The sequence below is a fragment of the Candidatus Eremiobacteraceae bacterium genome, assembly GCA_035295225.1.
In the GTDB taxonomy this organism is placed as follows: domain Bacteria; phylum Vulcanimicrobiota; class Vulcanimicrobiia; order Eremiobacterales; family Eremiobacteraceae; genus JABCYQ01.
Genome location: DATGJI010000042.1, coordinates 13,137 through 37,874 on the forward strand (window position 1 = coordinate 13,137; position 24,738 = coordinate 37,874).

31 protein-coding genes and 1 tRNA gene are annotated in these 24,738 nt (G+C 62.2%); 11 read left to right on the forward strand and 21 right to left on the reverse strand.

The window, feature by feature from the left end:
- Nucleotides 1–34 precede the first annotated feature (34 nt).
- From VKT51_06510 to VKT51_06520, 3 genes are read left to right on the forward strand one after another with little or no spacing between them, the layout of a single operon-like run.
- Entirely contained in the window at nucleotides 35–2,392 is a 2,358-nt protein-coding gene (locus VKT51_06510; GenBank protein ID HLJ83803.1) for a TonB-dependent receptor, read from the forward strand.
- Between the two features lie 33 nt (nucleotides 2,393–2,425).
- Nucleotides 2,426–2,920, forward strand: a complete 495-nt coding sequence (locus tag VKT51_06515) for a DoxX family protein (protein HLJ83804.1) — start codon at nucleotides 2,426–2,428, stop codon at nucleotides 2,918–2,920.
- A 57-nt stretch (nucleotides 2,921–2,977) separates the two neighbouring features.
- The gene (locus VKT51_06520) at nucleotides 2,978–6,076 is read left to right on the forward strand and encodes a hypothetical protein (GenBank protein HLJ83805.1); all 3,099 of its coding nucleotides are present in this window, start codon (nucleotides 2,978–2,980) and stop codon (nucleotides 6,074–6,076) included.
- A 1-nt stretch (nucleotide 6,077) separates the two neighbouring features.
- Here VKT51_06520 and VKT51_06525 read toward each other — a convergent pair whose 3' ends face one another.
- Nucleotides 6,078–6,227 (reverse strand): hypothetical protein, encoded by a 150-nt coding sequence (locus VKT51_06525; GenBank protein HLJ83806.1) that lies wholly within the window; start codon nucleotides 6,225–6,227, stop codon nucleotides 6,078–6,080.
- A 42-nt stretch (nucleotides 6,228–6,269) separates the two neighbouring features.
- Nucleotides 6,270–6,761, reverse strand: coding sequence for a ferritin-like domain-containing protein (locus tag VKT51_06530; protein HLJ83807.1), 492 nt, complete (start codon nucleotides 6,759–6,761; stop codon nucleotides 6,270–6,272).
- 105 nt (nucleotides 6,762–6,866) lie between these two features.
- Between VKT51_06530 and selD the strand changes: the two genes are divergently transcribed.
- The 3 genes from selD to VKT51_06545 all read left to right on the forward strand — a co-directional run bounded on the left by selD (nucleotide 6,867) and on the right by VKT51_06545 (nucleotide 8,929).
- Nucleotides 6,867–7,913, forward strand: a complete 1,047-nt coding sequence (gene selD / locus VKT51_06535) for a selenide, water dikinase SelD (protein HLJ83808.1) — start codon at nucleotides 6,867–6,869, stop codon at nucleotides 7,911–7,913.
- Nucleotides 7,914–8,224: 311 nt separating this feature from the next.
- Nucleotides 8,225–8,297 (forward strand) — tRNA-Gly (locus VKT51_06540).
- 104 nt (nucleotides 8,298–8,401) lie between these two features.
- Nucleotides 8,402–8,929, forward strand: coding sequence for a hypothetical protein (locus tag VKT51_06545; GenBank protein ID HLJ83809.1), 528 nt, complete (start codon nucleotides 8,402–8,404; stop codon nucleotides 8,927–8,929).
- A 10-nt stretch (nucleotides 8,930–8,939) separates the two neighbouring features.
- Here the strand turns inward: VKT51_06545 and VKT51_06550 are convergent, their stop codons facing one another.
- The gene (locus tag VKT51_06550; protein HLJ83810.1) at nucleotides 8,940–9,197 is read right to left on the reverse strand and encodes a hypothetical protein; all 258 of its coding nucleotides are present in this window, start codon (nucleotides 9,195–9,197) and stop codon (nucleotides 8,940–8,942) included.
- An 89-nt stretch (nucleotides 9,198–9,286) separates the two neighbouring features.
- Between VKT51_06550 and VKT51_06555 the strand changes: the two genes are divergently transcribed.
- Entirely contained in the window at nucleotides 9,287–9,853 is a 567-nt protein-coding gene (locus VKT51_06555; GenBank protein ID HLJ83811.1) for a DUF488 domain-containing protein, read from the forward strand.
- A gap of 2 nt (nucleotides 9,854–9,855) precedes the next feature.
- On the opposite strand, the gene VKT51_06560 is transcribed toward VKT51_06555, so the two are convergent.
- The 13 genes from VKT51_06560 to VKT51_06620 all read right to left on the reverse strand — a co-directional run bounded on the left by VKT51_06560 (nucleotide 9,856) and on the right by VKT51_06620 (nucleotide 17,251).
- Entirely contained in the window at nucleotides 9,856–10,059 is a 204-nt protein-coding gene (locus VKT51_06560) for a hypothetical protein (protein HLJ83812.1), read from the reverse strand.
- A 37-nt stretch (nucleotides 10,060–10,096) separates the two neighbouring features.
- Nucleotides 10,097–10,513, reverse strand: a complete 417-nt coding sequence (locus tag VKT51_06565) for a hypothetical protein (GenBank protein HLJ83813.1) — start codon at nucleotides 10,511–10,513, stop codon at nucleotides 10,097–10,099.
- A gap of 26 nt (nucleotides 10,514–10,539) precedes the next feature.
- Nucleotides 10,540–11,772, reverse strand: coding sequence for an FAD-dependent oxidoreductase (locus VKT51_06570; GenBank protein ID HLJ83814.1), 1,233 nt, complete (start codon nucleotides 11,770–11,772; stop codon nucleotides 10,540–10,542).
- 9 nt (nucleotides 11,773–11,781) lie between these two features.
- Nucleotides 11,782–11,964 carry a hypothetical protein gene (locus VKT51_06575; protein ID HLJ83815.1) on the reverse strand — a complete coding sequence of 61 codons (183 nt, stop codon included), beginning with the start codon at nucleotides 11,962–11,964 and terminating at the stop codon, nucleotides 11,782–11,784.
- Between the two features lie 13 nt (nucleotides 11,965–11,977).
- Complete coding sequence (locus tag VKT51_06580; GenBank protein ID HLJ83816.1) at nucleotides 11,978–12,190, reverse strand: hypothetical protein; 213 nt, start codon at nucleotides 12,188–12,190, stop codon at nucleotides 11,978–11,980.
- Between the two features lie 49 nt (nucleotides 12,191–12,239).
- Nucleotides 12,240–12,611, reverse strand: a complete 372-nt coding sequence (locus tag VKT51_06585) for a hypothetical protein (GenBank protein HLJ83817.1) — start codon at nucleotides 12,609–12,611, stop codon at nucleotides 12,240–12,242.
- A gap of 62 nt (nucleotides 12,612–12,673) precedes the next feature.
- On the reverse strand, nucleotides 12,674–13,324 hold the full coding sequence (locus VKT51_06590; protein HLJ83818.1) for a DNA polymerase ligase N-terminal domain-containing protein: 651 nt from the start codon (nucleotides 13,322–13,324) through the stop codon (nucleotides 12,674–12,676).
- On the reverse strand, nucleotides 13,321–13,530 hold the full coding sequence (locus tag VKT51_06595; protein HLJ83819.1) for a DUF6496 domain-containing protein: 210 nt from the start codon (nucleotides 13,528–13,530) through the stop codon (nucleotides 13,321–13,323). Before VKT51_06595 ends, VKT51_06590 begins: the two co-directional genes overlap by 4 nt.
- Before the next feature lie 31 nt (nucleotides 13,531–13,561).
- Nucleotides 13,562–14,500, reverse strand: coding sequence for a non-homologous end-joining DNA ligase (gene ligD / locus VKT51_06600; protein HLJ83820.1), 939 nt, complete (start codon nucleotides 14,498–14,500; stop codon nucleotides 13,562–13,564).
- A complete protein-coding gene (locus tag VKT51_06605) occupies nucleotides 14,497–15,354 on the reverse strand; it encodes a Ku protein (GenBank protein HLJ83821.1) in 858 nt (285 codons plus the stop codon). Before VKT51_06605 ends, ligD (VKT51_06600) begins: the two co-directional genes overlap by 4 nt.
- 24 nt (nucleotides 15,355–15,378) lie before the next feature.
- A complete protein-coding gene (locus VKT51_06610; GenBank protein HLJ83822.1) occupies nucleotides 15,379–15,810 on the reverse strand; it encodes a hypothetical protein in 432 nt (143 codons plus the stop codon).
- Nucleotides 15,758–16,168, reverse strand: a complete 411-nt coding sequence (locus VKT51_06615; protein ID HLJ83823.1) for a hypothetical protein — start codon at nucleotides 16,166–16,168, stop codon at nucleotides 15,758–15,760. Before VKT51_06615 ends, VKT51_06610 begins: the two co-directional genes overlap by 53 nt.
- 45 nt (nucleotides 16,169–16,213) lie before the next feature.
- Entirely contained in the window at nucleotides 16,214–17,251 is a 1,038-nt protein-coding gene (locus VKT51_06620; protein HLJ83824.1) for a hypothetical protein, read from the reverse strand.
- A gap of 85 nt (nucleotides 17,252–17,336) precedes the next feature.
- Between VKT51_06620 and VKT51_06625 the strand changes: the two genes are divergently transcribed.
- Genes VKT51_06625 through VKT51_06635 form a run of 3 tightly spaced genes read left to right on the forward strand, consistent with a single transcriptional unit; the run spans nucleotide 17,337 to nucleotide 18,836 of the window.
- Nucleotides 17,337–17,543 (forward strand): hypothetical protein, encoded by a 207-nt coding sequence (locus tag VKT51_06625; protein HLJ83825.1) that lies wholly within the window; start codon nucleotides 17,337–17,339, stop codon nucleotides 17,541–17,543.
- Nucleotides 17,544–17,547: 4 nt separating this feature from the next.
- Nucleotides 17,548–18,264: an aquaporin gene (locus VKT51_06630; GenBank protein ID HLJ83826.1), complete on the forward strand. Its 717-nt coding sequence runs from the start codon at nucleotides 17,548–17,550 to the stop codon at nucleotides 18,262–18,264.
- Nucleotides 18,261–18,836, forward strand: coding sequence for an inorganic diphosphatase (locus tag VKT51_06635; GenBank protein HLJ83827.1), 576 nt, complete (start codon nucleotides 18,261–18,263; stop codon nucleotides 18,834–18,836). The genes VKT51_06630 and VKT51_06635 overlap by 4 nt, the downstream gene beginning before the upstream one ends.
- Before the next feature lie 27 nt (nucleotides 18,837–18,863).
- Here VKT51_06635 and ligD (VKT51_06640) read toward each other — a convergent pair whose 3' ends face one another.
- From ligD (VKT51_06640) to VKT51_06650, 3 genes are all read right to left on the reverse strand, one after another.
- The gene (ligD, locus tag VKT51_06640; protein HLJ83828.1) at nucleotides 18,864–19,829 is read right to left on the reverse strand and encodes a non-homologous end-joining DNA ligase; all 966 of its coding nucleotides are present in this window, start codon (nucleotides 19,827–19,829) and stop codon (nucleotides 18,864–18,866) included.
- A 29-nt stretch (nucleotides 19,830–19,858) separates the two neighbouring features.
- Complete coding sequence (locus VKT51_06645) at nucleotides 19,859–20,221, reverse strand: hypothetical protein (protein ID HLJ83829.1); 363 nt, start codon at nucleotides 20,219–20,221, stop codon at nucleotides 19,859–19,861.
- Between the two features lie 129 nt (nucleotides 20,222–20,350).
- The gene (locus VKT51_06650; protein ID HLJ83830.1) at nucleotides 20,351–21,583 is read right to left on the reverse strand and encodes a choice-of-anchor tandem repeat GloVer-containing protein; all 1,233 of its coding nucleotides are present in this window, start codon (nucleotides 21,581–21,583) and stop codon (nucleotides 20,351–20,353) included.
- 466 nt (nucleotides 21,584–22,049) lie between these two features.
- Between VKT51_06650 and VKT51_06655 the strand changes: the two genes are divergently transcribed.
- Complete coding sequence (locus tag VKT51_06655) at nucleotides 22,050–22,517, forward strand: SRPBCC domain-containing protein (protein HLJ83831.1); 468 nt, start codon at nucleotides 22,050–22,052, stop codon at nucleotides 22,515–22,517.
- A 66-nt stretch (nucleotides 22,518–22,583) separates the two neighbouring features.
- On the opposite strand, the gene VKT51_06660 is transcribed toward VKT51_06655, so the two are convergent.
- Nucleotides 22,584–23,159, reverse strand: a complete 576-nt coding sequence (locus VKT51_06660) for a ferritin-like domain-containing protein (GenBank protein ID HLJ83832.1) — start codon at nucleotides 23,157–23,159, stop codon at nucleotides 22,584–22,586.
- A 108-nt stretch (nucleotides 23,160–23,267) separates the two neighbouring features.
- Entirely contained in the window at nucleotides 23,268–24,656 is a 1,389-nt protein-coding gene (locus VKT51_06665; protein ID HLJ83833.1) for a class I SAM-dependent methyltransferase, read from the reverse strand.
- Between the last annotated feature and the right edge of the window lie 82 nt (nucleotides 24,657–24,738).

A 24,738-nucleotide genomic window follows, 5' to 3' on the forward strand; every position in this document is an offset into this window, starting at 1 on the left:
CCTTGCGCTGTTCGCCCTGGCGCTAGCCATACACGTGACTTTCAGAGCACCCGCGGCCGCGGCCGGCACCGGCGAACTCAGGGCGACCGTCGCGAGTGCCGCGGGCACGCCGATCGCCGGCGCGACCATCCGCTTGATCGGTTCCGGCGGCCGCTACGGTTTCACATCAGACGAGCGAGGCCAGTTCGGCGGCTCTGTTGCAGCTGGAACGTATGTGCTTTCCGCCCACGCTGCGAAATATATGCCCATCTCCGCCGCGACGGTGTTCGTCGCTGCAGACCTGGTCACGGCGATCGATCTGACGATGACGCTTTCCCAAGCCTCGTCGATCGGCGTCTTGGATCGCGTCACCGTCAACGGCGCAGAAGCGGTCTCAACGTCGCCGTCGCATGTCGTGGCCGTGAACGCGCGGCTCGCAGCCGAGCAAGGCGTGACGCGCGTGACGGACATGCTCGGCGACGAACTTTCCACAACCATCGTCCCTGTCGCGGGGGGCGGGTTCAACGCGCCGGCGGCCGTTGCGCTTCGAGGGCCCGATCCAAGCGAGACGCTCGTCGAAATCGACGGGCACCAAGTCAATAATGGAAACGCGGGCTCCTTCGATGTCTCATTGCTCGACCCGGCCGATTTGCAGAGCGTGCAGATCGCGTACGGCATCGCGCCCACGTCATTGTTCGGTCCCGACACCCTTGGCGGCGCCGTGAACATACAGACGCTCGAACCAACGCAAACTGCGCAATCGCTGCTCCGCGTGTCCGCGGGATCCTTTGGTACGTTCGGCCAGACCGCGCAGACGACCGGCACGAGCGGCGACGTGGGTTACGCAGTCTCGATTCATCGGATCACGTCGGCTGGCGAGATACACGACTTTCCAATCGTCGCGGACGGCGCCGACGGAGTTGTCGGCGATGGATCGGATGCCACTTCATCCATTGTGAAGTTGCGCTACGGCTTGGACAGAGGCGCGGGGTTCATCGGCGTCTCGCTGCGCGATCAGGCCGTCTACCGCGACCTTTCCGCCGTGCTCACGAGTTTGGGGAGCAGCGTGCAGAGCGGCGCCGGCTCAGCGCTCCTCGGACATAACTCCGCCTACGGTTTTGACGCGCAGGTACCGCTCGGCGACGCAGCCGCCGACGGCACAGGGCAGACGACGGCTTTGTTCAGGCACCTGACGTCGGTCGTGGCCCAATCGTCCGAGGGCCCGGCGCAAACCGCTTCACCCTTCCTTTACAACGACCGCGACGTCATAAACGACGACACGCTCGAAATCACGCATCCGCTCGATCGCGGCGTCGTGACGATCAAGTTCGCGCAAGCGAGCGAGCAGCTCGCCACCGATTACGTGCCGGGATCCGTCAGTTCGGACATCGTCCTCGCGCCTCCGACTATCGACGTGGCACGGCCCGCGGACTCTCCGAGTCCCGGCAGCGCCGCTGACCCGGGCACGTTCGGCCAAGCGTCGCACTCTGTCGGCGCGCTGTACACGTGGGACGCGACGGCAAAGCTGCACTATTCCCTTGCAGCATATCTCAGCGACTACAGCACCTTTGGAAAAAGCTTCGATCCGCGAACCGGCTTCGTATGGACGCCCAATCCGGCTTCTGCGTTACGCGCATCGATCGGCACGACGTTCCAATCACCGCAGCTGCCGTCGCTCTATGTTCCGCCTGTTTTGCCGCCGCCGGTCAATGGATACATCAGCATCGGAAATCCTCATCTCGGGCCCGACAGAGCGACAGAATACGACCTCGGCTACGATCACTTTTTCACGGCGCCGCGAGGATCGCCGAGCATCAGCTTCGATGTGTATCGCTCCGACCTGCGCAACGCGATCACGACATTCATCCCGCCGACGACGTGCCCGGCGCCTCCGACTGGACCGCCGCCTTGCCTCAGCTATCCGGTCAATGCAGCCGCCCAGGTCTACACCGGGGCTGAAACGCACGCTTCCGTGCCGTTGGCCGGCGACGTTTCGCTACGCGCCGGGTACGGAGTCGATAGTGTGTACCTCACACAGGTGCCGCCGTTCGCACAAGACGGCTCGCTCGTCGTTGGTGAACAGACACTAGGCGTGCCGCTGCACAAGGCCACGCTTTCGGTAGAAAAAGATCCGCACGCCGCGCTCGCCTGGTACGCCCGCGTGCTCTACGAAGGCGAATACAACGAACTCAATCGCCCTCCGTTTGCGACGATCCAGGCCGGCGCCACGTGGCACCGGCGCGACCTCGACGTGGGTCTTTACGGTACCAATCTCACCAACGTCTACGACGACAGGTTCACGCAGCTAAACGGCGGCCTGCCGTACGGCGGGCTGACTGGGCCGATTCCCACGGACGCGCTCCCTCTGGCAGGCAGAGTCGTGATCTTCGCCCTCACCCTTCACTCGCAATAGAGCAGCATCGCTCCAGTCGAAAGGCGGCTAACTTTGGATACGGCACTTGTCATAGCGCGGTTGATCATCGGCCTCGGCATCTTTGCGCACGGAACGCAAAAGCTCTTCGGTTGGTTCGGCGGCTATGGGATCAAGGGCACGGGCGACTTCATGGAAACGCTCGGATTTCGGCCGGGCGCGGCGTTCGCGGTGCTATCGGGATTGGGTGAATCCGGCGGCGGCGTGCTCACGTTGCTGGGATTGTTAAATCCGATCGGCCCGGCGCTCATCGTCATGGTCATGATCACGGCGATCGGATCCGTCCACATCAAGAAGGGCTTCTTCACCTCGGATGGCGGTTGGGAGCTCAACTCGATGTACATCGCGGTGGCGCTGCTCATCGCACTCATCGGGCCGGGGGCGTATTCGATCGACGCCGCCCTCGGCATCACATTTCTCGCCGGAGCTCAGATCGCGTGGATCGCGCTCGGCGCCGCAGTTGTCATCGGCTTATTGAATTTGGCGATGCGCCGCTCTAAGGCCGCGTAGCAGCAGACGGCTGTGCATGCGGCGGGACTTAGCGCTGCTGCTTGCGTACTACCGGCCATGACACGAAGAAATCGCATCGCGATCGCAATCGCGTGCCTGTCTTTCTTTTTGGCGTGGACGCGCGTTCCCGCGGTTTCCGGACCGGCTCCCGCGCCCTCCCCAAGACCCACACCGGCCGGCCCGTTTGCATCGATCGACTTTCGCACGATAGGTCCGGACTTCGGGCGGATCGACGCGGTCGCCGGTGTCGCGGGGAATCCGAAGATCTACTTCGCGGGCGGTCTCGGCGGCCTGCTGCGTTCGCGTGACGCCGGCGCGACGTGGCGTCAGGTATTCGCGGACAAGCCGGTGAGTTCGATCGGCGCCGTTGCAGTAGCGCCGTCCAACCCCAAGATAGTGTACGTCGGCACCGGCGAGCCGAACTTGCGCAGCGATATCGCGTTTGGTGATGGCGTCTGGCGATCCGACGACGGCGGCGACACGTGGCGTCACGTAGGTCTCGCGAATACGAGCCAGATAGCGACGGTCGCGGTGGACCCCACCGATCCGGATACGGTGTTCGTCGCGGCGGTCGCCGATCCGTATAAGAGCGGTTCGGACGGCGGCGTCTACAAGACGAGCGACGGCGGCAAATCGTGGCGGCGCGTGCTCTCGAGCGGAAATGGAATCGGCGCGTCGAGCGTCGTCATGCAGCCGGGAAATCCTCACGTGCTCGTCGCCGGATTGTGGAGCGCATCGCGTTCACCGTACATGTTGACGAGCGGCGGTCCGGGCGGCGGGTTATTCATTTCTTCCGATGACGGTGAACATTGGACTCAAGCGCTGGGTCACGGCTTGCCTGCCGGCGACACCGGCCGCATCGGCCTCGCATTTGCGCCCAGCGCTCCGAGCAGGCTCTATGCGCTGATCGAGTCGCGGAGCGGCGTGTTATGGCGCAGCGATGACGCCGGCGTGACCTGGAAAATGGTGAGCGACGACCATAATCTCGCGCAACGTCCGTTCTATTTCTCAGAGCTTACGGTCGACCCGCGCGATAAGGACCATATCTATTTCCTTTCCGTGCGCTTGATGGAAAGCAAGGATGGCGGCGTCACCGCAAAACGGCTGCGGCCGCCGGGCGGAGACAACCATCAGATGTGGATCGACCCCACCGACGGCGATCGTCTGATCGTCGGCGACGACGGCGGTCTCATGTATTCGCTCACCGGCGGAAAGACGTGGTCGGCGCCGCCGATATTGGTCTCGCAGTCGTATCATGTGTCGGTAGACGATCGCGTGCCGTACACGGTGTGCAGCGAAGATCAAGATACGGGCGCATACTGCGGCCCGAGCAACGACCTTATCAACGGCGACATCGAACCCATCGACTGGATTCCGCCCGGGGGCGGCGAGTGCGGTTGGATCGTCTTTGACGGCAAAGACGACAACTTCATCTACGGCAGCGGTTACGAAGGAACGCTCACTCGTTACGATCGCCGGACGAATCAGGCTGCCACGATCAGCCCGTGGCCGGATGACACGAGCGGTTGGGGCGCGGGCTCGCTGCGTTATCGCTTTCAATGGACGGCCCCGGTTGCAACCGCGCCGTGGAACCCCGATGTGCTCTATTTCGGCGCGAACCGACTCTTTGCGACGATCGATCGCGGGCGCACATGGCAGATCGTCAGCCCGGATCTCACGCGCAACGTAAAGGCGTGGCAACGGCATGCGGGCGGCCCGATCACAGGCGACAACACCGGACCGGAAGAGTACGATACGATCTTCGCGATCGCCGCTTCGCCAAAGCAAAAAGGATCGCTGTGGGTCGGCACGGATGACGGCCTGGTGTGGATCACGCTCGACAGCGGCGCGCACTGGAAGCAAGTGACACCGGCCGGCGTAGGTATGCCGCGTTATGGACGGATCGACTACATCGAACCCTCGCCTTTCGATGTGGCGACCGCGTACATGGCGGTCGAGGATCACGAGCGCGGCGACCGCTCCCCGTACCTCTTCGCCACGTCGGACTATGGCCGCACATGGCGCGGAATCTCCGGCAATCTTCCGCGGACGAGCTACACGCGCGTCATCAAGGAAGACCGCGTTCGTCGCGGACTTCTCTACGTCGGAACCGAAACCGGCTTGTGGTACTCGCTCGACGACGGTGGATCGTGGCAGCAGTTCCACGACAATTTCCCGACCGTGCCGGTCTACGATTTCGCGCTGCAGCAGCGATTCGACGATCTCGTCGTGGCGACGCACGGTCGTGCCAACATGATCTTCGACGATCTTCGCCCGCTCCAAGAGTATAGCCCCGCGGTCACGGCGAGCGCGGTGCATCTCTTCAGTCTGCGGCCGGCTTACCGCTATGCCGGCGGCGGAGGGGGACAGACGAATGAGGGGTCCGGCGACGATCCGCAGTACGGCGTCGACGTGAACTTCTTTTTGAAGAAAGCGCAAGCCAAGAAGGACAAGATCAAGATCGAAGTGTTGGACGGCAACACCGTCATCCGCACGATCGGCGTGAGCGACGCGGTCGAAGGCGTCAACCGCACGTGGTGGGATCTACGCTATGATGGGATCGACAAAGTTCCGCGCGCCGCGGTCGAGGGGTTCGCGGGCTTCACAGGACCGCTCGCAGTGCCGGGGACGTATTCGATCCGGCTCGTCGCGGCCGGCGTGACGACGACGCGCTCCGTCGATGTGCTTCCGGATCCGCGCGCGAGCACGCCGCTGTCGGATCTGCGCGCCCAGCTCTCGTTCTTGCTGCGTATCCGCGACGACGAGTCGCGGATCGGTGCCCGAATCCTCAGACTTCGAGCGGCAAAATCGAAGGCCGACAAGACAGTCGCTGCACCCGGAGCGTCCGCCGCCGCGGTAAGCGCCGTTCACGCGTACGACCAAGCGATCGACATGGCGCTCAACGACCTCTATCAGCCGGCCGATCTCGCGGGCGAGGACGATATCCGCGATCCGATCCACGTGTACGAGAAGCTGAATAGTCTCGCCGGTTTTGTCAGCGGGGCCGACGTCGCTCCTCGATCTGCCGATTTCGAAGAACTCAGCGAGCTTGAGACCCAGATGCGGGCCGGCCTCGCTAAGGCCGATGCGGTGCTGTCTGCAGGCATCGTCCAGAACGCCGGCGGCGGCGGAACCCGGATGCGCGTGCACGGATAGGTCAATGGTGCTTGAAGTATTGCACCGCGCGTTCGTGTTTTTTCGCCGCCGCGAGCGTCTTGAACGTACCGAGATTCCTGCGTTTGCCGGTCTTCGGGTCCTTCTTCCGTGAATAGAGCCGATAGCCGCCCGACGACAGTTTGCGAATCATGCGAACTCCATTATGCGCAGCAGGCTGGCGCTTGACGCGCGTTTACTTGCGTTTCGAGGTGTTTCCGATCGCCGGCACGTCTTCGCCGAGCGCCGTGGCCAAGTCGATCTGATGGTCTTGTTCGTTCACGAGGATCTCGCGGATCTGCTCGGCCATCGCGAACTCGCCGAGCTCTTCGCATTGCCGCACGCGGTCGCGATAGTTCCGGATCGTCTCTGTCTCGTTCTCCAGATCGAATCTGAGCATCTCTCGCGCTTTTGCCGATGATTTGACCGGTTTTGGAGTCACGGTCGGCATCTCGCCCAGATAGTCGATCTGGCGCGAGATGATCAGCGCGTGGTTCAATTCCTGTTTCGCGTGCTCTTCGAGCTGCGCGGCGATGCTCATATATTCAGCGCCCTTGAGGACCTGAGAATAGACGACATACGCGATGATCGCCTGGTACTCGCGCGCGAGGTCCTCGTTGAGCAACGCCGCGAGGCGTTTGCGGGTGATCGCGTCCCCGTCGATCTTTCCGTCTGTCCGAGCGCTCATGCTTGTCTCCTTGCGGTCGTTCGTAGTTCGAGGCGGATACGTTAGCGACGCAGACACGCGCGACCTCGCCAGGGCGCGGGCCCGATGGGTCGAAACGGATTAAGCATGACGCGCGAAGATATCCACCGCCTCACGCACCTGTCACGCTGCGCAGGTTGAGCGGCTAAGATGGACGCCCGCGTCCTCGCGCAAGTCTTGCGCCGTTTGCCACCGATCGAAGACCCAAACGTGCTCGTCGGCACAAGCACGGCTGATGACGCCGGCGTCTACAAGTTGACGGATGAGATCGCCATCGTACAGACGGTCGACTTCTTCACGCCCATCGTCGATGATCCGCGAACGTTCGGCGCCATCGCGGCCGCAAACGCGCTGTCCGATATCTATGCGATGGGAGCTCGACCGGTCAGCGCTCTAGCGATCGCTGCCTTTCCTGAAGAAGGGCTCGACGCAGATGTGCTCGCTGAGATTCTCGCGGGCGGAGCGGACAAAGCGCGCGAGGCCGGCATCAGCGTCATCGGCGGCCACACGATCAAGGACCCGGAGCCGAAGTACGGCCTGGCCGTGACGGGCGTGGTCCATCCGCAGAAGATCTGGCGGAATTCTGCAGCGCGTCCCGGCGACGTACTCCTACTGACAAAGCCGCTCGGCACGGGAATCTTGACCACGGCGCGCAAGCGCGATCTCATCGGCGACGACGTCCTCGCTCCTGCGGTCGTCTCGATGCTGCAGCTCAATCGCACCGCAGCCGACGTGGCCGCGCAGGCGCCGCCGCACGCAGCCACGGACATCACGGGATTCGGTCTGCTTGGGCACCTGCACGAGATGACCAGCGGATCCGAAGTCGGCGCGACGATCGATTCACGGACCGTGCCGGTGTTCGGCCGCGCTCTCGAACTCGCTCGAGACGGCGCAGCACCCGCAGGCTCGGTCACGAATCTCGATGCAGCGATCGGTAGCGGGTGGATATTCGCCGATTCCGTCGCGCCCGAAATGCGTCTCGTGCTCTGCGACGCGCAGACATCCGGCGGCCTGCTGCTCGCTGTCGCGCCGGAGAACGCAGAAACGCTCGTCGACGCCTTGCGCGCAGCCGGTGTTCATGCCGCTTCGCGAATCGGCCAGATCACATCCGATCGTACCCTACGCGTCAATTGATTTGAAGGGGCCGATGATTTGAAGGGGCCGACGCCAGTCGGCCCGCACCACGCCACGCGTCAATTGATCTGAAGGGGCCGATGATTTGAAGGGGCCGACGCCAGTCGGCCCCGCAGTACGCAACCCGTCAATTGATTTGAAGGGGCCGACGCCAGTCGGCCCACGCATTACGCTGCGCATCATTGATTTGAAGGGGCCGACGCCAGTCGGCCTCGCATTACGCTACGCGTCGATTGATTTGAAGGGGCCGACGCAAGTCGGCCCCGCATTACAGGGTCTCAACGATTATGGGCCTAACGATATCGTCGCCCGCGGGAGTAGCTCAATTGGTAGAGCATCAGCTTCCCAAGCTGAGGGTTGCGGGTTCGAGACCCGTCTCCCGCTGCCCAGATCGATACGTCACGGCCCTAGTGAACCTCGGATGCCTTGGCACGATCTCGGCACAACGGTCCGGAGCATTTTTTGGGTCCCGAGCCGAACTGCCCGTGATGAAGATGATAACGAACATCACGACTCTCGCCGCGCTTTCGATAACAATCGCATTGTCGTCGGCCGCCCTGGGCGCGTCGACGACGCCTCCAAAGCCGTGTTCCGCGCCGGAGTATCGCCAATTCGACTTTTGGGTCGGCAATTGGCGCGTGACCGATCCGCAGGGACAGTTCGCGGGCACGAATGACGTGACGACCGAGTACGGAGGATGCGTCATTCAGGAGCATTGGAGCGGCACGGGCGGAGACGTGGGATCGAGCTTCAATGCATATCGAGCCTCCACCCGACAGTGGCACCAGACGTGGGTGGACAACCAGGGCCAAGTGCTGCTGCTCGACGGCTCTTACGATAACGGCGTGATGACCCTTAGCGGAACCGGCACGTCGCTTTCCGGTGCCGAGCGCCTTAACCGCATTCGTTGGACGCGCATCGATGACGATCACGTTCGCCAGTTATGGGACTCCTCAATCGACAGCGGGAAGACCTGGACCGTCGTCTTCGATGGCCTCTACACGCGCACGAAATAGCTACGGCAGCTCAGGGCCGGTAACCGCCATCCATCCAATCTGAAAGCTTCTTCATCTGCTCGTCGCTCCAATATGGACCGCCGGGCGGCATGCGCGAGGCCGCATCGCTCGATAACGATTCGTAGACCCGCTTCGCGTTATCCGGTTCGGACATCCATGCGTGGTCGGCGAGCTGGACGCCGAAGGCTTCCATGTGGTCGATGTCAACGTCTCGAAATAGCGGCCGGATATCGCGCTCAAATGAAATTGCGTCGCCGTTGTCTTGCATAGACTCGCTCCCCGAAGTTGTCTCCTAGTTGGATCAGCCTGTTTATTATACCCAGGGCGGCCACGGTTATCTCATCGAAAAGTCAGCGGATGGCGCAGGAGTTGCTCACGCTTGGACACGGAACGGCCGATGCGGACGAACTCGCGCGCATCATCCGCGAGGCTGCGATCGAGTCGGTCGTCGATGTCCGCTCCTTTCCCAAAAGCCGCCGCCATCCGCAGTTCTGGCGTGAAGAGATGGAACGCTGGATCCCCGATTTGAGCGGAAGCGCTTACCGCTGGGAGCCCGGGCTCGGCGGTTTTCGGAAATCCGATCGCGAGAGTCCGAACATCGCACTGCGCCACCCGTCATTTCGCGCGTATGCCGATTACATGGAGACGGACGGTTTTTGCACCGCCCTCACCGACTTGCTTGCGCCGGTCGGCGTGCGAATCGCGATCATGTGTTCCGAGACCCTATGGTGGCGCTGTCATCGCCGGCTGATAGCCGATGCGGCGGTCTTGCTGCGCGGCGTGAACGCGCACCACCTCATGCACAACGGCGAACTGCGACCGCACATCCCGACCGCCGGGGTCCGCGTCACCGAAACCGGCAAACTCCGGTACGATGTGCTCTTCGAGAGGGAACCGGACGACGAGGCGCGAGACGGCGTGTAGTGCTACCCCTGCGTTTGCCGCTGGAGCGAGACCATCAATCTCGCCGCCGGATGTTGCGGATCGGGGCTGATCCCGGATATCTGCCACCCATCTTTCCCAAGATCTTGCACTTTCTTGAGATCTTCATCGATGGTTGCGTTCTCGCCTTGACTATCGGCGCGGCTCGATACGACGGATACGAAGCAAAATTCAAAACTTGGGCTCACGCGTTTGACCTCCTTGGAACGGCGGTGTGTCTACCGCCTACAGTCTCTTGGCAGTCGAAAGTTCCGAACACGCGACGTAGTGCATGATCGCCGTGGACGATAGATGCATGTTGACGACGTAATCGTCGGCCGTCAACGTCTTTATGCCGACCGGCACGACGGTGACCGACGCGCCTTCCTCGACATCGTTGAGTCCCCACTTCGGATGTGGATCGAGCCGGGCGCACGTGCCGACATGGATGTGCGCCGGCTGCGACGCGCCGCTCGGTTCACCGGTCACGGAGATCGTCACCCGCGTCGATGCGGCGGTGATGGGCGTGAGCGTCACAGATCCGTTCTCACCCGAACCTCGCTGCGCCACGAGCGGGGCCGTCAGCGTATACGTGGTCGGAGCGGCGGTAGCGATCGGCGCGGCAAGTGCGAGCGACATGCCCGCGGCGGCTAGAGCCTTCATAGCGTCGTTTCCTCCGTCTGTATCATTCATTGTACCCGAATCGGAGAGACGGAAACGACGCGTTCGGGCCGAAAGCCGATGCCGATGGCGCGCGCCGGTAAGCGGCGGAGAAGCGGCCAGCGGTCTAACAGCCGCAGCGGCCACGGCGGCGCGAACGGAACGTCGCGCCCCAATATCTTATCGATCAGCCGGTTTTGGATGAAGATTTGCAGCCCTTGCGTGAGGCGAGTCGGCCATTCGCGGCGTCGCTGCACCGCACGAAGATCATCATCATCTACGGCCGAGCGCTGCAACGGTTGTGTGAGGATATTCGCGGTCGCGACGGCATCTTGAACGGCAAGATTGATGCCGACTCCTCCGATGGGCGACATGGCGTGTGCCGCATCTCCAATGCAGAGCAAGCCCGAACGGTACCATCTTCGAAGGCGGTTGACGACGACGGTGAGCAGTTTCACGTCCTCCCAATCGCGGATCTCGACGACGCGGTCGACAAGGAAAGGAGCAAGTGAGGAAAGCGAAGCACGGAATTCTGCGACGCCGCGCTCGCGGATCGCGACGAAATCGCCTTTGCGGATGAGGTAGCCGCATTGCCAGTAGTCGCCGCGGTCGATCATGATCATCATCTTGCCGTGGTCCAGCCGCCCGAAGGCGAGACTCGGATCCTCGCGCCGGCGCGAGAGCCGAAACCACAGGACATCCATCGGCGCGCCGAAATCCCGGACTTCGAGCTCGGCCTTTTCGCGCGCGAGCGAGTGGCGACCGTCGGCTCCGACCGTCAGATCCGCGAAAATCGTCTGCGCGCCCTCAGGCGTGCTGACGTTCACGCCGACGACTTTGCCCGAGCCGTCGAACACTAGATCGGTAGCCGCCGCATTCATCGCCAGATGAAAGCTGGGATATTTTCTGCCCTGACGCGCGATGAAATCCAAGAGATCCCACTGCGGCATCAACGCGATGAAGCGGCAGCGCGCCGGCACATGACTGAAATCCGCGATCTGGACGGAATTCGCACCGATCTGCGCACCGAGCGATCTCACCTCCTGGTGCGGGAGCTCCAGAAGTCCGTCGAGCAACCCGAGCTGGTCGATCACGTCAAGCGTCGACGGATGAATCGTGTCGCCGCGGAAGTCGCGAAAGAAATCGGCGTGCTTTTCCAGCACGGTCACATGGATTCCAGATCTGGCCAGGAGATAGCCGAGCATCATGCCGGCCGGCCCGCCGCCAACGATACAGACGGAAGTTCGCGCGTCCGCGATCACGAGGCGGAGTTAGACGAGCGTGTCGGGCCCCTGCGGTCCCGTGATCGAACTGATGCCGCCGCAGGCTTCATGCCCGCACTTGCAGTGACTGTTGTCGTGAGCATCGCGTTCGCAGCGCTCGCAGCAGAATTGACTCGGCGAGTTCGCGCTGATGATGCACGAGCAATTCTGCTTGGCACAAGCTTGTTCCATGCGGACGACGATCCTATCTGGTCTTGCGGCGCGTTCGCTTCAGTCGCTTGACGGCTGAGTTCACATGCGTCTTGACCACTGCGCGTACGACGGCGGCGAGTTCCCGCTTGTCGGCGTACTTGTTCATGTAAGGAAGCACGCCGATCACCGTCTCGCACGACGTGCAAGCCACGGTCACGATCCGGTGGGTGCCGCCGGCTCGCTCCTCTCCTGCCCGGAAAGGCACGGCTTTCAAACACCGCGGACACTTGCGTTTGAAGATGTCCACTCGGCCGTCAGCTCGCAAGGCGACCTGGGAACGAGCGTTTCGCGGCGTCGTATGCCGCCTCGATGAGCAGCGGATTGAGCGCAAGTCGAATGGGCCGGCGCGGAAGCTCCGGAAGGCGGTGGGCAAAACCCTTGGCGCAGAGAATGGAAAGCGCGCGCTGCACCGATGCGTCCGACATGCGAAGCCGTCGCGCGATCGCTGCAACACCGAGGCCGCGTTCGAAAATGCGCGTTCGAACGTCGACCGTGCGCCACAAAAAGGTGTAAACGCGTCGCTGATCGCGGCTCAACTCGTCGCACGCTTCGATGGACGAGAATAGCGAATCCCAGACACGATCGCAAAACGACCTTACGTTGCCCTTGCGACGTCTGTTCTGCACGAGCGTCGGCCTCCGTACCTCGAACATATGTTTGGACATCGGCTCGCCGCAACCCTGCGCCCTCAGCCTTCGGTCGACGATCGATTCGAGACCCACGTGGCTACCTTTTTGGCACGCCGGATATCGTCCAGCGTGCGGCCGCTCTTGACGGACTCGGCGTGCGCGGTCGCCCGCCAGCGTTTGTCGACGAAGTCGTCGCGCTCTTTGATCAGCAGCCACGCATTCTCCACGCCATCGCGCGCGCGCATCTTCACCAACGCGAAGTTGCCGCGGAGCTTTTTCCCGCGCAGCGTGAACTTGATCTCACCGTCGTCGATCGACTTCTCCGGGCGCACGTCGGTTTGCGGCCGGTACGTGCCGCGATCCCAGACGATGACTTCTCCTGCGCCGTAATTCCCTTTGGGTATGACGCCTTCGAAATCGCGGTAGGCGAGCGGGTGATCTTCGACGCGCATCGCAAGGCGTTTAGCCGCAGGGTCGAGCGATGGGCCTTTCGGCACGGCCCAAGATTTGAGCACGCCCGCGGCTTCGAGGCGGAAATCGTAGTGCAATCGGCTCGCGTCGTGCAGCTGGATGACGAAACGAAGCGACCGCGAGTTGGTCGCGGATCGCTTGGCGGTAGGCTCAGGTGTCCGCTTGAAGTCGCGCTTCGCGTCGTATCGTGCGATCGACGTGTCCGAGCGATCCCCGCGTTTCGGCGTCTTCGCCTTCACGACGATTTCTTTTTTGGTACCTTTCCGCCGCTCTTTCTCGCCTCGGAGAGACCGATCGCGATGGCCTGCTTGCGGCTCTTCACCTTCTTGCCCGAGCGCCCCGACTTGAGCTTGCCCTCCTTCATCTCATGCATCGCGCGCTTGACTTTTTTACCCGCCGTCTTTCCGTATTTCCGCGTCGAACCCGACTTTTTCTTACCAGGCATGACGCCGCTCCCTTCTCGATTGGCGTGGCCCCTACAGATATTTTGCGAGATCGACGCGCCCGGTCCGGGCGAGCAGCGGCTTCCAAAGATCGCCGACCTTGCGGAGCCTAGCCACCATATTCCCGATGTCGAAGTCATCTAACCGCACGCCTTTCTCGAGTTCACGCCATGTGACGGGCGCGGAGACGGTCGGACGTTTTGCGGCGCGCACGGAATAGATGGATGCGAGCGTGCGCCCCCACGCGTTCTGATTGTAGTCGATGAGGACGCGACCATGCGGCCGCTTGGCTTTCGCGTATACCGCGGTTATAAGCTGCGGACTCCGTTCGGCGATCTGCATCGCGAGGGCTTTGGAAAACGTCCAAACGTCTTTCTGAAGCGGGCCGCGCTTGATCGGCACGTAGATGTGAATGCCGCGCGAACCCGTTGTCTTGGCGAAGTTCGGCATCTCCAATCGCTCCAGCGCGTCGTGCACCGCAAGCGCGGTCTCGCAAACGCGCTCGAACGTCGCGCCGGGGACCGGATCGAGGTCGAAATGGAAATAGTCAGGGCGGTTCGGGTCGTCGCAGCACGCATACCACTGATTGAGGTCAATGCAGCCGAGATTCACTATCCAGAGCAGCGACGCGAGATCATTGACCATCGGGAATTCGACGATGCGACCACCGGCGTGCTTGATCTTGCACGTGGAAAGCCACGCCGGGTGCGAGTCCGGAACGTGTTTCATGAAGAAGAACTCGCCGCTCGCGCCGTTCGGATAGCGCTTCATGACCATAGCCCGATCGCGGACATGCGGCAGCAACCACGGGCTGATCGCCGCGTAGTAGCGAAGCAAGTCGCCCTTTGTGACCGTCGGGCTTTTCCAGAACGGCTTCTGAAGATTCGTGAGATGCACGCGCCGCTTGCCGTCCGCGGCATCGAATGTTTCGGCCGTCCGGGGAATCTCGGGCGGCCGGGTTCTCGCGCTCACGTGCGCGCCGTCGTCCGCCTCGTCTTCGTCTTGTCGGCCTTCGTCTTCGGCTTCTCAGCCTCAGGCTTCGACTTCTTGCTGCGCGCCGCAAGGCTGCGCTGCAGCGCGGCCGCGATGTCGTCCAAGTTCTGCTCTTGCGCCGGCGCGGCTTTTTTCTGCGCGACGATCTTCTTGCCTTTGGCTTTGTCCTGCAGCGTTTTGAGCATGGTCTGCCGGTACGTGTCCGTGTACTCTTTCGGTTCGAACGTTCCGGCCATGGCGTCGATCAGCATCATCGCCGCCTTCATCTCGCCCGCGGAGACTTTGTCTTTTTTTGTGGGCACGTCGACGTCTTCGGCCGGCACGAGTTCGCCTTCGAAGTGCATGAGCTCTAAGACAAGCGCGGTGTCGTACGGTTTCAGAGCCGCGAGATGCTCGCGCGTGCGGAGCACGATGCGCGCAATGCCGACCTTGCCGGATTTCTCCAGCGCCTCACGTAGGACCGAATATGCATGCTGGGCCTTCTTCTCGGGCTCCAGATAGTACGGCGTCTCGTACATGCGCGGGTCGACTTCGGCCGCATCGACGAATTGCTCGATGTCGATGGACTTCGTCAGTTCCGGCCGCGCCGCTTCGAAGTCTTTGTCTTCCATGATGACGTACTTGCCGTCGTCGAGTTCGTAGCCTTTGACGAGATCCGCCCATTCGACTTTCTTGTGGCAATGATCGCACACACGCTCGTTATGGATACGGCCTTTATCTTTTCCATGGAGCATGTGAAACGAGAGGTCGTTCGTGCGAACCGCGGTCACGAGCCGAACAGGTATCGAGACCAATCCGAAATTGATCGCGCCGCTCCAAATCGCATGTGCCATATCGTTGACTTTTCCTCCAGCGCGTCACGAGCGCTCCCGCACCCGCACGCAGTCTTCCGGGCGTTTGTCAACTCGCAACCCGATGTAAACCGGCTGACGCAAGATGCTGCTGCGAATCGGTTCGACGATCTTCACTTCCGCTACGAGTTCCGGCCGCACCCAGTGAACCGGAACGTCGATTGCCGGCACCACGTCGTACGGACATTTTTTGGTCTCGCGCGCCGCCAGTTCGTCTCGGAGCGATTCGAGAGAGGGGCTGCTAAATCCGGTCAGCGCATGGCCCGCATAGCGCAACGCGTCACGGTCATAGACCCCCAACAAAATCGAACCGCGCCGCCCGCTATCCGCGCGCGGCTCGGTCCATCCCCCGATGACGAACTCCTGGCGCTCGCGAACATCCCCCTTACGGGATGTCGCCGCACGAGACGTATCGGCCAAGTTGCGAAGCTGACTCATGGACGTTGATCGCCATGCCATGCCCCAGTATAGCGGTTATCGGCACATCGACGGTGGTGTTGGAGTGTCCGAGGACGACGTTTTTCAACGGGTATTTCGGCGCCGGGTTCAGTTTAGCACACGGCCCGAGATGGACATGTGCCGGCTGATTACCGAGCGTGTTTTCGTGCTGCAGCGCGATGACGATGCGCGTTCGGCCGCCAAGGTCGGTGAGCGTCGCGGTTCCGTATTCGCCCGATCCATTCTGCGCGTGCATCTTGATAGTGACGTCCGGGTGTGCAGCCGCGGCGGGAATGGCTGCAGCGGAAAGTAGCAAGCCGCTTGCCGCGCTCGCCGCGGCGATCAGTGTGATGCGCATAGTGTCTCCTCCACGGCGGAAATCGCCTTACCCAGCGCCTACCCTCTAGGCTGCTCGCTGAAACGCCCGGATAGCGGCCGTCTCGATCGCGCTTAAGCCGGAAAGCGCGCGCCGCGGGGTCCGGACGCGCCGCGCGATCGATCCGTCTTCGTGCCAAGAAAACACGAGCGGATGTATATAGCACTTTCTGCAAACAGCCGCGGTATTGCCGAGGATTTTCGCGACGTGCTCGACCGCCGCAGCTTGGATGCGACGCGCATCGTTCGCGTCAGGCGCGGATTCACATCGCCGGAGGATATCGAGACAGAGGACTGTCGCGTGCCACGTTCTGACATCCTTCGCCGAAAACTCTGCGGCGGTCGCGCTGCGAAGGTAGTCGTTGACGTCCTGTGACTCGATCGGCACCGCGGTTCCAGTTTCATCCTCATATTGGAAAAGCTCTTGACCCGGCAGCTCCGCGCACCGTCGCACGATCGCCGCCAATCGCGAATCGGCAACCGAGATCTCGTGAAAACGTCCGGATTTTCCGCGAAATCGAAAGTGGAGCGTATCACTCTTTGCCACGACATGCTTTGTCCGCAGCGTCGTCAAGCCGAAAGATTTATTCGCTCGTGCATATTCCTCATTGCCGACTCGGATCAGCGTATCTTCCAGCAATCTCACGACGGCTGCGACGACTCGTTCCTTGCCTAGTCCCCGTTTCCGCAAGTCACGCGCGACTCGCTTTCTGAGTGCGGGCAGCGATTTCGCGAAGCTGAGCATGCGATCGAATTTCGCCGCGTCGCGCACGAGGGTCCACTCTGCGTGGTACTTATACTGCTTGCGGCCGCGATCGTCGCGCGCGCTGGCTTGGATGTGTCCGCGAGGGGACGGGCAGATCCAGACGTCGCGGTAGGCCGGCGGAATTGCGAGAGCGCGGATCCGCGCGAGTTCCGCGGATTCGCGCACGGCCGACCCGTCGGGGGCGATGTAGCCGAACCCTCGACCCCGTCGCAGGCGGCGAATGCCGGGTTTGCGATCGTTCACATAGAGCAGGCCGGCCGCGCGCGACGCTTCCCGGCCGTCCTGTTCTGCATCGGTCACTGCTCTCGATTCTCCCGATTGGCTGTTCTCCAGAGTTGGTACAAGGTAAACGCATCCGTCGACTGCCGCTTCAGGAGGTCCGCTCGTGAACGAGCCATCTCGGCATGACGTCACTCAACACAAGTCAGGTGCATCCTCGATCGTGTACACCTTCATCGCCATCGTCGTCGTGACCGTGGCGGCGATGTTCTTCTGGCAGCCCTGGAAGGGCTCGCCTCCGGCGGCACCGCTGCGATATGCCACAGCGGCTCCGAACGCGCACTCCACGTCCACCGCCGTGCCGACCCCCTAACGCCGTGTCGCCTACAGGAAGGCCTACGAATGCGCAGCGGTTCGGGGCTGAGATCATAGGAACGTTCTTTCTGACATTCGTCGCGGCCGGCGCCGACGTGCTCGATCACGTCGGAGGCGGCATCGGCCACACCGCGCGCTACCTCGCGCCCGGCCTTGTCGTCGCGGCGATGATCTGGAGTCTGAGCGGAATCTCCGGCGCGCATCTGAATCCGGCCGTCACGCTCACCTTTGTCTTGCGCGGCTCATTCCCGCCGAAGCTGGCGGGTCTGTACGTCGTCGCCCAATTCGCCGGCGCTGTCGCTGCCGCCGCGACGGTCGCGCTCGCGTTCGGCTCGTTGATCGATGAGGGCGTGACGCAGCCGGGAACGGGGGTCACGCCGCTTGCGGCCGTCGCCTGGGAAGGGCTCCTCACCGCGCTCCTGGTGTTCGTGATTCTCGCCACCGCCGAGGAAGAAGCGGTGGTCGGAAAAAATGCGGCGCTCGCCGTTGGTCTCACTGTCGCCCTGTGCGGCCTGTTCTCCAGTCACATGACCGGCGCATCGATGAACCCCGCGCGATCATTTGGTCCGGCGCTTGTGAGCGGTGATTGGCGATACGCGTGGGTATATATCGTCGGACCGCTGGTCGGCGGCGCGGTCGCTGCGGCGCTCATCCGGCCGCTCTTCGGGCCGCCCGGTCGATCCGGGTTCAAGGCCGCCCGCGGAAAGAATGAGGAATGAGCAGAGTCAACGCGACCCATTTTGAGCGCATCCCGACATTCCCGAATCCGAAGGACAAGAATATCGTCCACGCGATCATCGAGACGCCGCGCAACATCCGCCACAAGTTCGCGCTCGAACCGAAGTACGGCATCCTCAAGCTCAAGCAGACGATCGCGCAAGGTCTCGCGTGGCCTTACGACTACGGTTTTGTGCCCCAGACGCTGGCCGACGACGGCGATCCCACAGATATCGTCTTCCTCAGCGACGCGCCGACGTTCCCGGGGTGTCTCGTCGAAGCGCGCATTCTCGGCATCATCCGTCTCAAGAAGAACGGCGTCGAGAACGACCGGATCGTGGCCTGTCCGCTTCGGATGGACGGCGTCGCCCAGAACACCGACAAGTACGACGATATCAAAGACATCCCGAAGGAAACGCTTGAGAGCCTTTGCCGCTTCTTGGTCGAGTATTCGTCCGACGAAGACAACACGATCACATTCGAGGGCGTTCGATCTCGTAAAAAGGCCAAGAAGTCGGTGGGTGAGGGAATAACCGCCTACCGGGCACGGCGTCACGCCAAGAAAAAGGGCTGAGGTCGAGAGGCCGAGCGCTTCTTCGGATCATGAGCGCTCGTGGACTCGCACGCAGTCTTCCGGCCGTTTGTCAACGCGCAGACCGAGATACACCGGCTGCCGCAGCACGTTGTCGCGCGTCCATTCGCCGAATTTCACTTCCGCCACTAATTTGGGCCGCATCCAGTGCACGGGCGAATTCACGGCCGGGATGACACGAAACGGACAGCGTTTTGTCTCGAGGCGGGCCATCTTTTCGTGGAGTCCAGCCAGGGCGTTCTCATCAAACCCGGTTCCCGCGTGACCGGCGTACACTAGTTCACCGCGGTCATGGATGCCCAACAATATCGATCCGAAATGACTTCGGCCACCGCGGGGTTCGGTCCAACCACAGATCACGAATTCCTGGCTATCGGTCACTTTGATTTTGAGCCACTCGCGCGTCCGCCCGGCGTGATATTGCGAGGCGCGGCGCTTCGCGATGATGCCTTCGATGCCTTGACTGCGCGCCTTTTCGAACAGCCGGATACCTCTGCCGGTCACGTGCGCTGAAAACGCGATGCGCGAATTTCCGCGGACGATCGCCTTCTTCAGGAGGTCCTTGCGCACTTCGAGCGGTTGTTTACGCACGTCATGTGCGCCCATCGAGAGAACGTCAAATGCCATGAACTTGATCTGAACAGCGCCGTTCTCGGACGCGCGCAATCGGTTGATGCGGGGTTGAAGACGCTGGAACGACGAGCGCCCTTTTCGATCGAGACTGACGATTTCGCCGTCTACGACGATGGGCAGCAGACTGAACGCCTTCCGAAGTTCGACGAGTTCCGGAAACGCCCGCGTGAGCTCTTGTCCGGTTCGCGAGCTCGCCGTCACATCACGGTGCGTCACCACGCAGATCGCGCGGACGCCATCCCACTTCGTCTCGAACAACCAATCGGGCGAGTCGAACGGCCGCTCGACGGCGGTCGGCAACATCGGCGCGTATCTGTCGCGCGCGCTCGGCGGGCGTTTCACTACGGCCGACGATTCGAACTCGAGATGGATTATCCGTCAGGCGCGGCGTCGCTGCCGATACCAGGCCAGTCAAAGACGCCGATTCGCCGATTCCAACCGACGCCTGCGGCGGCGCCCTCCATGGAGGCCAAAACGGTCGGCAGGACCACGATATCACCGTCGCTCAGCTGCGCGATATCGATCAGCTCGCGCTCCTGTAATTCTTGGAGTGCGGCTGCCATCGCGTTGCCCGCGACCGACGTGCGCATGTGACCGTCTTCCCAGGCGTGTGCGATGCAATCTTCCAGCAGCACGGCTGCGGCAGCGCTGAGGCCGCTCGCCGCTGCGAAGCGTTCGACGTTGTGGCGCGCCGATTCGGGCGAATTTGCGATGTAGACGTGAAAACTGCTCATGGGTGCCTCTGCCGTCCTCGTACCCATGAAGAACACGATTGAACGCCGGACTTCACGGGAACGAGGCTGACAGGGTAAACCGGGCGAGGCGCGAGGGCAAGCGGCGCTTGCCCTCGTTCGGCTGCGGGATCACGGTTTGATTCTGAAGATCACGCCCTGGCCGGATGGACCTCCGGCGACGGTCGATGCGAGATACCATCCGTTCGGCGCCAGAGACAGACCGTAGTATGGGTTCATACCGTCGCCGATCGCGCCAAAACGGTGCAAGACGGTCTCCACATGCGAGGCGTCGCTGATCTTGAAAACGGTGCCGCACGAGCAGCCGCTGTTGCCGCCGGCGGACGTCGTACCGAGCAGATCGCCCGCACCGTCGAAGACGAGCGTGCTCGTCGGCGAGCCGCCGTCCATGCCGCCCGTGAAGCTGTAGATCACGTGCTCTTTCCAAGTGCGCATGCCGGCCGGACTGAGTTCGAAGACAGATCCGGCGCCTTTTGTGCCGCCGTAGTACGTCGTGCCGAAAAGGTCGCCGCTCGCGTCGGCGAGCAGACCGCCATACGCGAAACCCGCATCCGGCATGCCCTTGAACGCATACAGCGTCGTGAGGTCGTACGTACCGCCCGATTCCGGCGCGAGTTTGTATACCGTTCCGGCTGAATGCGCACCGCCAAGCTCCGTCACTCCGTAGATGGTATTCGAGTTGTCGATGAGGAGGGCACCGAGCGATCCGACACCGCCGTCCGCGCCGCCGGTGAACGCATGAATGACATTGAAGTGCCACGATCCGGCGGAGTGCGTGAGTCGATAGACCACGCCTTGTGAGTACGCTCCGCCATCCGGCGTCGTTCCGTACAGCCGGCCCTGCTTATCGAACGAGACGGCGCCGCCGGGGCCGAAACCATCGTTGCCGCCCGTGAAGTTATAGAGCACCCGCTCGCCCGCCGGCGTCAACTCATAGACTACTCCGCAACCGTCGCCGGTGCAGGCGCCGCCCGAACCGCCCGCGGTCGTGGTTCCGAAGAGGTCACCCTTGCTATTGAGCGTCACGCCGCCATGAGGGTTCTTGCCGTCCGAGCCGCACGTGAAATTATAGAGCACCGACTCCTGCCACGTGGACGGAGACGTTGGGGTGAGTTTGAAGACCACGCCGCATCCATACAGCCCGCCGATCACCGCCGTGCCGTACGCATTGCCGCTGGAATCGAAGGTCAAGCCCGTCGCCGCATTCCCGCCGTCGTTACCGCCGCTGAAACGATAGACGAGCGAATAGGTCCCGGCGGCGGAGGAAGCTCCCGATTGAAGCAGTGCGATCGAGACGGCGATCGCCGCAACGGAAAACGCACCGAACCTCTTTGTGAGTCCCATAGTTTCTCTCCTCATGACGCTTTTGAAACTCGCTCGGTCTGAGCGCAGAGTTCCTCCAATTCCGACCAAGCCACTTCAACGGCGCGCAGCGCGGAGCGGGGAAAAAGTCCTAGGACGCCATTTTTCAGTTTTAAGCGTTAGTTGACGCTTACGTTCGTATGTGCTAACATACTATCCATGGACGCCGCTATCCGGGCACTCGCAGATCGTCGACGACGGGATATACTCGCGCTCATCGCCGTCCGGGAACTTCCGGCAGGCGAAGTCGCCGCCCATTTCGCGATCACACGGCCGGCCATCTCGCAACACCTCACCGTGTTGAAGAATGCAGGTCTCGTATCGGAGCGCAGAGCGGGCACGCGCCGCTTCTACCGGGTCAGACCTGAAGGGCTTTCGGAGCTGCGAGGCTTTCTCGAGTCGTTCTGGGATGCGAAGCTGCGACGTCTGAAATACGTCATTGAAGCCGATGAGAGGGGTTCACGCCGCCATGCCGACAGTCGACACTCGAGCAATCGAACGAGAAATAACCATAAAGGCAAAACCTGAGACGATCTTCCCCTATCTGACGGATCCCGCACAGCTGCAGCGCTGGTTTCCTGTCGAGGCCACGACAGATGTCCGCGTCGGAGGAACCTACCGGCTCGTGATGTCGAAAAGAGATTACATCGCCAGCGGCACGTACGTCGAAGTGACGCCGCCCACGAGGTTGGTCTTCACGTTCGGCTGGGAAGGCGACGATCAACCCACGCCCGCCGGATCGAGCACGGTCGAGATCACGCTGACGCCTGTCGGTTCGGACACGATCGTGAAGCTCACGCATCGCGGTCTTGGATCAGACGAATCGCGGCAAAACCACGGCGAAGGCTGGGCGAAATATCTCAAACGGCTGGCGATTGCCGCGACCGGCGGTGATCCAGGCCCGGACGAGATGTGATCGCTCTCTACAATAAAGAAAGGGCCGGCGCGACGCCGGCCCTCTCGTTAGACGGGCCGATCCGACTTAGCGGCCGGCTCCGACAGGCTGCCTGCTCTTCTTTCCGTTGCCGTTGCGCGATCGATTGCCGCTCGACACGTCCGCCGAGTCCTCGCTTTCGGATGCCTCCGGATTCACCGTCTCCGCGATGCCGGTGAGCCGCTCGTCAGTCTCTTTCTCTTCATTGAGCGTTTCTTCAAGCAGCGCGACCGCGTCGCTCTCTCCGAGAATTTCCGCATACGTCCGCACCGTGCCGTATGCCGCGATCTCATAGTGCTCAACTCGCTGCGCTGCGGCGATCAGAGCCGCGTCGCCGACAGGCTCCGGCAGATCCAGCTCGAGCATCTCTTTGCCCTCTGCGATGATGCCCTCCATCCCTTTGCAGCGCTTGCCTTTCGGCGCTTCGTCGATCTGTTCGAATACCTGCTCGAGCCGCTCGACGTGGCCGCGCGTCTGTTCGAGATGTTCCTCAAATGCCGTCCGGAGTTCTTCATCGACGGCTGCCTTTGCCATTTTCGGCAACGCTTTTAAGATCTGATTTTCGGCATGATAGAGATCTTTGAGTTCGTCCACCCAGAGATCCCGCAAATTTTGTAACTTCACTTTGCCCACACTTTCGTCCGGCTCGTTGCAAGCGGCCGGAATGACGACCGCACGGAAGCACATACCCGAGGTGCGTGCGGGCAAACATCGTCCGAACCGCCTGAATGACTAGCCGATTTGGCGAGCGCTCGCGCTCATTGCGTAGATGTCGTCGCGAGTCGCGGGTGCCTTGATCGCGCCGCGCGCATCGCGTTTCGCGAGCAGCATTTGCACAACGCCCATTCTGCCGACCGCAAATCCGCGCGCCGATCCGGCCATATAGAGCCGCCATGTGTTGTAGGTCGCATCGCCGACCAGCGCGCGAGCTCGCGCTTCATTGTTTTCGAGCCGTCGGACCCAGTGACGCAAAGTGGTCGCGTAATGCGGCCGCAGATTTTCGATGTCGAGGGTCTCAAAGCCGGCGTTCGCTGCCGCCGAGGCGGCGCGATCGAGGCGCAAGAGATCGCCATCGGGAAACACATATCGACCGACAAAACCGCGCAGTCCGGACCCTATCGCATGCTCGACAAGTCTCCGAAGCCCTGTCGGTTCGGGCGCTTGGCTCACAATGCCGTGGTTGAGGAAGAGACCGCCATCGGCGAGCCCGCGATATGCCGCATTGAAGTACTCCCGTAGGCTCGCGGCGCCGACGTGCTCGACCATGCCGACGCTCGCGATCTTGTCAAAGCTGCCGAGCTGCGACAGATCGCGATAGTCGACGAGCTCGACCGAGCAGACGTTTGCCAGACCTTCGTCGCGGATCCGTGAGCGCGCGTATTCGGCTTGTCGGCTGCTCAGCGTGATACCGACCGCACGCGCTCCGTACTCCCGCGCCGCGAAGCGGATCAAACCGCCCCAACCGCAACCGATATCCAAAAAACGGTCGCCTTGCGCCAGCCGCAGTTTGCGCGCGATAAGGTCGAACTTGCTCTGCTGTGCGACGTCGAGCGTATCCGACGGCGAACGGAAGTACGCACACGAATAGGTCATATCCGAATCGAGCCACAGCGCGTAAAACTCGTTCGAGACGTTGTAGTGGTACTCGACCGCCGCTCTATCGCGCGCGCGAGAGTGGAGCCTGCCGCGAAGCCGTGCCGGCTCGCGCGCCGCTTTCACGTTCGGCGATTGCGCGGACCCTTTCAATCCGATCGCGAGTTGGACGATTCGCGACAGCTCGCGCGCCGAACGGACGGCGCGCGCATCTTCCAGACTCCCGATCGCGCTCTCCAGATCGCCGTCGACGCGGATGTCTCCGCGCACAAACGCTTCGCCCGCGCGCACATCCGACGCGGCGATGAGGATATCGCGCAAGACGGAGAGATCGCTCAGGATCAGACTAGCGCGCGGCGACGATCCGCCGTAAAGCATGCTTCCATCCGCGAGGCTGACGTTGGGCGCGTTCTCGATGCCGCAGAAAAGGATGCTCAGCAGTTCGGACGCGGCGTCGATGCCATCGGACGTCGAGGTCCGGCGCGGGTTGTGTGCGGCTGAATCGTGGTATCGTGCTACATGCGCCATAGGGTGCCTCATCGTGCTTCTCGGGTGTCGCCGAGACTTGCGCAACGAGGTGGGCCCGACCCTCTCTCCCTGGACCTAACTC